Annotated in this window: 1 protein-coding gene; it reads left to right on the forward strand. The window is 77.2% G+C overall.

What is annotated here, in order from left to right:
- Positions 1 to 269 precede the first annotated feature (269 nt).
- Positions 270 to 744: hypothetical protein (locus FAF44_RS53485; protein WP_237111164.1), on the forward strand; the 475-nt coding region annotated here is incomplete at its 3' end.

Below are 744 nucleotides of genomic sequence, written 5' to 3' on the forward strand. Positions count from 1 at the left end.
GGCGGGGCGGCCAGCGCCGTCAGGACCGTCCCGCCCCGACCGGCGCCATGGCGGAAGCCCTCCGCAAGGCCGGTCTGACCGACGACAACCGCTGACGAACACCCCCCGTGCCAGGCGAATGCCGCCAGGCACGGGGGGTGACGACGCTTGAGTGCGCCGGCGCGCGTCCGGGCAGCGTGGCGGCCACCTCCGCCGCGTTCCGGCTCGCCCGGCTCCGCTGACCGCGTAGCCGCAGGGGTGCGGGGCCCCTGTGGCGATACGGTCTAGGGGTGAGCAAGAAAGCGTTCGACACGGCGATCACCCAGGCCCGCGACCTGCTCCGCTGGCGTTCCCCGCTGCGGACGGAGCTCTGGGCCGCCCGGCTCACGGCCGAACTGGAGGCGCCCGGTCGGCCGGACGAATCCGGCCCGGACCACGAGACCGCGCCGGTGGGCGGCACCGTCTCGGACGAGGGGTCCGGCCCGAGGGCTGACGGCGGCCCGGCGGGCGGGGCCGGGCAGGCGCGATCGGCCGAGCGGGTGCCGGCGTTCCTGCGGCGGCTGGCGGAGAACGGCGGTCCGGAGGCCCGTCTCACCCTCGCCGCCCTGTCCGCCGTCAACGGCCCCGTCGAAGCCGCCCGGAACGCCGAGCCCGCCGAACGAACCGACACCGGCGAAACCACCGGGCAGAGCGGCCCCGGCGCAGTGAGCGGCCCAGACCACCCCGGTGGGGTGGGCCAGCCGTATTCGTCGGCCGGGGAGGGGA

The organism is Nonomuraea sp. MG754425 (assembly GCF_021699195.1).
Taxonomy (GTDB): Bacteria; Actinomycetota; Actinomycetes; order Streptosporangiales; family Streptosporangiaceae; genus Nonomuraea.